General features: G+C 73.6%; 8 protein-coding genes and 1 pseudogene. All 9 read left to right on the forward strand.

Going from position 1 to position 6000, the window contains the following annotated elements:
* The first annotated feature begins 56 nt into the window (after positions 1 to 56).
* Positions 57 to 443 carry a hypothetical protein gene (locus PV342_RS05495; protein ID WP_400801274.1) on the forward strand — a complete coding sequence of 129 codons (387 nt, stop codon included), beginning with the start codon at positions 57 to 59 and terminating at the stop codon, positions 441 to 443.
* A complete protein-coding gene (locus PV342_RS05500) occupies positions 443 to 874 on the forward strand; it encodes a response regulator (protein WP_037731260.1) in 432 nt (143 codons plus the stop codon). Before PV342_RS05495 ends, PV342_RS05500 begins: the two co-directional genes overlap by 1 nt.
* Positions 875 to 979: 105 nt before the next feature.
* On the forward strand, positions 980 to 1438 hold the full coding sequence (locus PV342_RS05505; protein ID WP_018557885.1) for an ATP-binding protein: 459 nt from the start codon (positions 980 to 982) through the stop codon (positions 1436 to 1438).
* Positions 1439 to 1593: 155 nt separating this feature from the next.
* Positions 1594 to 2160, forward strand: a complete 567-nt coding sequence (locus PV342_RS05510; protein ID WP_500315992.1) for an NADPH-dependent FMN reductase — start codon at positions 1594 to 1596, stop codon at positions 2158 to 2160.
* 53 nt (positions 2161 to 2213) lie between these two features.
* Positions 2214 to 3065, forward strand: coding sequence for a PP2C family protein-serine/threonine phosphatase (locus PV342_RS05515; RefSeq protein ID WP_500315994.1), 852 nt, complete (start codon positions 2214 to 2216; stop codon positions 3063 to 3065).
* A 9-nt stretch (positions 3066 to 3074) separates the two neighbouring features.
* Complete coding sequence (locus tag PV342_RS05520) at positions 3075 to 4304, forward strand: PP2C family protein-serine/threonine phosphatase (RefSeq protein ID WP_386994872.1); 1230 nt, start codon at positions 3075 to 3077, stop codon at positions 4302 to 4304.
* A 123-nt stretch (positions 4305 to 4427) separates the two neighbouring features.
* Complete coding sequence (locus PV342_RS05525; RefSeq protein WP_386994871.1) at positions 4428 to 5039, forward strand: DUF1349 domain-containing protein; 612 nt, start codon at positions 4428 to 4430, stop codon at positions 5037 to 5039.
* A 37-nt stretch (positions 5040 to 5076) separates the two neighbouring features.
* Positions 5077 to 5433 carry a hypothetical protein gene (locus PV342_RS05530; RefSeq protein ID WP_400801282.1) on the forward strand — a complete coding sequence of 119 codons (357 nt, stop codon included), beginning with the start codon at positions 5077 to 5079 and terminating at the stop codon, positions 5431 to 5433.
* Positions 5434 to 5685: 252 nt separating this feature from the next.
* Positions 5686 to 6000, forward strand: a pseudogene (locus PV342_RS05535) (hypothetical protein); the annotation flags it as partial.

Here is a 6000-nt window from a genome sequence, read left to right on the forward strand (position 1 = left end):
CGGGCGCGCGACAACACTTGTTGTCGTACGTTTCGGCAGGTCCTAAGGTGGGGGCCATGCCTGGCACCCACTTCGCTCCGCGACTGCCGGAGGAAGACCTCGCCGCACTGGCGATCGGCACGGTCGACGACCTCGCCCGGCGCCTTGCACGTCATGCCCTCCGCCCGCTGACCGTTCCCGGGACCGCCGCCGACATCGACGGTACCCAAGCACGCGGGGAGGCCCTGGCGTACCTGCACATGCTCAACCTCCTCCAGCAGGCGATCGCACACCTGGAGAACCTCGCGGCCGAGCAGGCGGCCGCCGCAGGTGCCGGATACCCCCGGATCGGCCGAGCCTGCAACATCAGCCGCCAGGGCGCCCGCCGCCGCTGGCCCGGCCTGGTGACCAGCGACACCCCCCACCGTCCCCCGCGGCGCACCGACCGGACCCGGAGCCAATGATGATGATCGCCCCAGCCCGCCCCCACGACGTGCTGCTGGTCGAGGACGACCCCGCGGACGCCATGCTCATCGGCGACGCCCTCGCAGAGCGCGGCGCCCGCAACCTCACCCAGGTCGAGGACGGCCTCGCCGCACTGGAGTACCTGCGCGACCCGGCGAACCGGCGCCCCGACCTGATCGTCCTCGATCTGAACATGCCCCGGATGAACGGCCACGAACTGCTGGCGATCCTCAAGAGCGACGAGGAGCTGCGCGCGATCCCCGTGGTCGTCCTCACCACCTCCGCGGCGCCCGACGACGTGACCGGCGCCTACCGGCAGCACGCCAACGCGTACGTCACCAAGCCCGTCAACCTCGACGACTTCGAGCGGGCCGTGCACAGCATCGACGCCTTCTACCTGGACACCGTCACCAAACTGCCCCGCCGGTGAGCATGGCCGGAAGCGGATGAGCGTCATACGCGGAATACGGGGTAGACGGACGGCTGGCCGCATCTGAGCGCGGCCGGCCGGGGAAGCAGTACGAAAGGCACCACCATGGAACCGAGGCTGGACGGCCGCACCGCCCACCTGGCCGACTGGCCCTGCATCCACGCGGGATTCGCGCACGAGGGGGACTCCGAGGCGATCTCCGCGGCCCGGCGCTTCGCCGCCGGGTTCCTCGCCCGCGTCCAGGGCGAGCACGGCGTGCCGGTACCGGTCGAGACGGTCGAGACCGCGCAGCTCGTCGTCAGCGAGCTGGTCACCAACACCTGCAAGTACGCCCCCGGCCCCGGTCTGCTGGACCTCGAGGTGGACGTCGACACGGCGACGCTGCTGGTGTCCGTGTGGGACACCAGCAGCACCCTCCCCCTGGCCCGTGCGGCCGAGCCCGGGCGGATCGGCCAGCACGGTCTGGAGATCATCCTCGCGCTGTGCGAGGGCTACGAGGTGCAGCGCCAGCCGGTGGGCAAGCGCATCACGGTCCGCATCTCCCTGGAGCCCCGGGTCCGCTGAGGCGCGTCACTCCCCCGCTCCGACGGCGATCGGGTGAACCCCGGGCCCCGCCGGGTTGGCCGGCGGGCACCCATGGAAGGTGCCTCAGGCGCCGGTCCGCCGCTTCCGGCGTACCGCCCGGCCACCCGGAAACAGGACCGTCCAGGAGCTGCACCATGACCAGGATCGCCGTCATCCTCGGCAGCACACGCCCCGGGCGCATCGGAGCGGGTGTCGCCCAGTGGGTGTACGAGAACGCCGCGCTCCGCGACGACGCCGAGTACGAACTGGTCGACGTCGCCGACTACGCCCTCCCACTGCTCGACGAGCCGGTGCCGCCGTCGATGGGCCGGTACAGCCGCCCGCACACCTTCGCGTGGGCCGAGAAGATCGCCTCCTTCGACGGCTATGTCTTCGTGACGGCCGAGTACAACCACTCGATCCCGGGGGCGCTGAAGAACGCCATCGACTACCTCTTCGCGGAGTGGAACCACAAGGCCGCCGGGTTCGTCGCGTACGGCAGCGCCGGCGGCACCCGCGCCGTGGAGCACCTGCGGCTGGTGATGGCCGAGCTGCGGGTGGCCACCGTCCGTGCGCAGGTGGCGCTCTCCCTCTTCCGGGACTTCGCCGACATGAGCCGCTTCCAGCCCGGTCCGCGCCGGGCGGGCGAGCTGGGCGTCGTCCTCGACGAGGTCGTGGCCTGGAGCGAGGCCCTGGCGCCGCTGCGCCACGCGCCGTCCTGACCCCGGCCCCACCAGCCCTTCCTCGTACCCTACGGCCCTCGTAGGGTCCTCCCATGGACGGACGGCAGGGGGGCGCGCCCGGGTGCGCGCGGTGCGGTGGGACGGTGGCCCCGGACGGTCACTGCTGGGACTGCGGCGTCGCGCAGCCGGCGTTCCGGTCGCGGGTGGAGGCCACCGCGGGCGGTGCGGCGGGCGTCAGCGACCGGGGGAAGCGGCGCGAGGTGAACGCCGACGCGATGGCCGTGACCACGGCCGGCGCGTGGACGATCGGCGTGGTGTGCGACGGGGTGTCCATGTCGCCCCGGTCCGAACGGGCCGCCCGGCTCGCCGCCGAGGTCGCCTCAAGCGCGCTGGCGCCGGCGCTGCTCTCCGGGACCGCGCCGGAGATCGCGCTCGAGGACGCCACCCGCCGCGCGGGACGCGCGGTCGCCGCGCTCGCCGTCACCCCGGACGAGGCACCGGCCTGCACCTTCGTCGCGGGCGTCACCGGTCCGGGCGGCCTGTGGTGCGCCTGGATCGGCGACAGCCGGGCGTACTGGCTGCCGGACGAGGGGCTGGCCATCGCGCTGACCGACGACGACACCGGTGAACTGGACGCCCTGACCGGCTGGCTGGGCGCCGGGAGCGGCGAGCCGGCGCCGCGGGTGCGCAGCGGCCGGCCGTCCGTCCCGGGCCGCCTCCTGCTGTGCACCGACGGGCTGTGGCGGTACCTCCCCGGTGCGGAGGCCCTGCGCGACCGGCTGGCCGCCCCACCCGCCTCCGGGCGCGGCGGGGGGCCGCTGGACGGCGCGCGTTCGCTGGTCGGGTACGCGCTCGACGCGGGCGGCCACGACAACGTGACGGCCCTGCTGCTGCCCGTACCGGCCGGAGTTCCGCCACGGGCGGGGTCGGCGGGAGAGGTGTAAGCAAGAGGTATGCGTCTTGCACCACGCGCAGGCACCTACTGGTCCGCGGAGCGGAATCCCGCCCTGATCGCGGTCCCGGTTCTGCTGATCGTGGCGATCGTCATCAGCGATCTGCTGATCCCCACGGAGGGCCACCTGGGCCCGCTCCTGGTGGTGGCGCCCGCGCTGACCGCGTCGTTCGGCGGGCTCCGGCTCACCGCCCTCATCGGGGGGCTCGCGGTGGCGGCGCTCACCGTGGTGTCGGTGGCCGACGGCACCATCACCACCTCGTACCGCCAGAGCGAGATCATCGCGCTGGTCCTCGTCTCCGCCTTCACCGTGGTCTTCGTCAGGCTGCGCGAACGCCACCAGGCCGAGTTGCAGCAGGTGCGCTCGGTGGCGGAGGCAGCGCAGCAGGTCGTCCTGCAGCCGCTGCCGGAGCTCATCGGCCCGTTGCGGATCGCCTGCGACTACCAGGCCGCCGAGGACCAGGCCCGGATCGGCGGCGACCTGTACGCGGCGGTGCGCACGCCCGGCGGCACCCGGCTGCTCATCGGGGACGTCCGGGGCAAGGGCCTGCCCGCGATCGGCGACGCCTCCCTGCTGCTCGGAGCGTTCCGCAGCGTCGCCTACCGCGCTCCGCCGCTGCCCGCGCTGTACGCGCACCTGGAGGCCACGGTGTCCTGGAAGGCCGCGCAGGCCGGCGGTGACGGCCCGCAGGAGGACGCCGCGGTCGAGTCATTCATCACCGCGATCCTGGTGGACTTCCCCGACGACCGTCCCGAGGTGCGCATCCTCAACTGCGGCCACCCGCCCCCGCTCCGCCTGGCCGCCGACGGCCTGACGGCGCTCGACCCCAGCCAGCCGGCGCCGCCCATCGGCCTGGGGCTGCTGCAGCCCTCGCACCCGGGTGTGGACACCTTCCCCTTCGCTCCAGGCGACATCCTGCTGCTGTACACCGACGGCGTCACCGAGGCCCGTGACGGGTCCGGCCGCTTCTACCCCCTCGCCGAGCGCGTCGCGTCCTGGCGGGGTCGCGAGACCCCGGAGGACCTGGTGCGGCACGTACGCGAGGACCTCCTCGCCTACTGCGGCGGACGGCTCGGCGACGACGCCGCGTTGATCACCGTGCGGCGGCAGCGTGCGGGCATCGGCCTGTCGCACGGACCGCAGACGGTCGACGCCCCGTCGGCGCTGTCCGGCGGCCCCGAGCCCGGTCCGTCCACGAGGGTGCCGCCCTCCGCCCCCGAGCGGGAATGAGCCGCGGCCGCGCCCCGCCTGTGTGTTCCGCGGCCGGAACGCTGATCTACGCTGAGCCCGCCCACGCCAGCGGCGGTCCCGCGGCAACGTGTCCGCGGGCCCGTCCCACCGGAAGGACGGACCATGAACGAGCAGCGCCCGGTCGACTGGGACGAGGCCACGTGGCTCAACGCCCCGCAGCACGCGGAGGCGGACGGATCGGGGATGCTGGTGACGACCCGCGACCGCAGCGACTTCTGGCGCACCACCGGTTACGGCTTCGTCCGCGACGACGGGCATGCGCTGCTCGCCGCGTTCCCGCCGGACTCGTCGACGGAGGTGACCTTCCGCGCGGACTTCGACACGCTGTACGACCAGGCCGGGCTCATGATCCGCGTCGACGCGGAGACCTGGGTCAAGGCCGGGATCGAGATGTCCGACGGTGTGCCCCACCTCGGCGCGGTCGTCACCCGCGGGGTGTCGGACTGGTCTCTGGCGCCGGTGCCCGACTGGGCCGGGCACTCCGTCACCGTGCGCGCCAGCCGCTCCGGGGACGCGGTCACGATCCGCGCACGCCGCGACGACGGCCCCTGGCGCCTGGTCCGGCTGGCCCCGCTCGCCCCGGACGCCGTCGCCACCGCGGGGCCGTTCTGCTGCTCCCCCGAACGCGCCGGCCTGCGCGTGGCGTTCACCGGTTTCACCCGGGGCGCGGCCGACTCCGCGCTGCACGAGGAGCCGCAGCAGGCGGGCGCATAGGGGGCCCTGAGGGCCACGGAGGGCTGGTGAGGACACGATGGGGTTCGTGGGCGAGACCTGGCGGGTGCTGAGCGACGGGGAACCCGTCGGGGAGATCACGGTCGAGGAGGCCGACTTCCCGTGGCTGTCGGGGCGGTTCACTCCCGCCCCCGCCTTCGCCCGGGTCGGGCCGCTGTTCGCCCGGGAACTCGCACTGATGCAGGCCGCGATGACCGCACCGGCCGATGAGGACGAGCCCTGGGCCGCGTGGGAGTCGGCCTACGGCGAGGTGCGCCGCGCGGTAACGCTGTGCTCGCCCTCGGGGCCCGTGGCCGAGTTCCTGCTGCACATCGAGGACGACCAGGCCTGGTTCCGGTGGAGCGACGAGCCCTTCGACGACGACTCGCCGAGCTGACTCCCCCAGTTCCGGTGCTTCCCCCCTGAGCCTGGTAGTGGCACTACCAGGCTCGCTCCTTGACGTCACGACCTGGCGGTCGCAGCGTGGGGAACGTGGACAAATAGTGGCAAAGGCAACATTTCGAACATCACCACTTGACTGTGGGACTCACAACCCGCAGCGGGGGTGGGGCGCCGACCGGACTGTCCGGCGCAGTTGCCCTTGAACCGTGTCCACGCCCAGGAACCCGACCTGGCTAGGAGAGTTCTCATGCGTATTTCCAAGTGGCCCCTCGCCGCAGTGGCAGGCCTTGCGCTCGCCCTTGGGGGTGCGGCCTCAACGGCCGTCGCGGCACCGACGAGCTCACCGGCCTCAGCGGCAGTCAGTTACGCAGAACACGGCGGCGGTGGCGGCGGTGGCGGCGGCCACGGCGGCGGCGGCGGTGGCGGTCACGGTGGTGGCGGCTACGGCGGCGGCGGCTACGGCGGTTACGACCGCGGCTACGGCGGATGGGGCGGCTGGGGCGGCTACGGCGACCACGGCGGCGGCTGGGGCGGCGGCGGCCACGGCGGTGGCGGCGGCTAC

Source organism: Streptomyces sp. PA03-3a (genome assembly GCF_033792735.1).
Lineage (GTDB): Bacteria > Actinomycetota > Actinomycetes > Streptomycetales > Streptomycetaceae > Actinacidiphila.